The organism is Shewanella electrica (assembly GCF_022321485.1).
GTDB classification, from domain to species: domain Bacteria; phylum Pseudomonadota; class Gammaproteobacteria; order Enterobacterales; family Shewanellaceae; genus Shewanella; species Shewanella electrica.
Window position 1 is genome coordinate 1 of record NZ_JAKOGG010000158.1, and the last position, 282, is coordinate 282.

Sequence of the window (282 nt, forward strand, 5' to 3'; positions counted from 1 at the left end):
AACACATTCAGCGTTACCGACAAAATACAGCTGCCCGCTAATGGCAAATACTGTTTGGGGCACTGCGCTTGCATACTGTTCACTGAATTGATATACCGCCATGGCGTACAGCGGGCTAACCGCAATATGGGCTTAGCATTAGCCGATGATGAAATAGATTATCTGGTCGAAAACTTCACCAATCAGTGCCACGACGGCGGCGGCAACGTTCTTTTACGAGCACGGAATATTCACTTTTATTATTTTTGGAGCATTGTTTCTGGCGGCGATAACTAGCCGCCG

The 282-nt window shown here is 47.5% G+C and carries 1 protein-coding gene; it reads left to right on the forward strand.

Translation table 11 applies throughout. The features are described 5' to 3' along the window. Window positions 1–276 (forward strand): hypothetical protein (locus L9G74_RS20220; RefSeq protein WP_238898567.1); only part of this gene is annotated, 276 nt, incomplete at its 5' end. Window positions 277–282 lie beyond the last annotated feature (6 nt).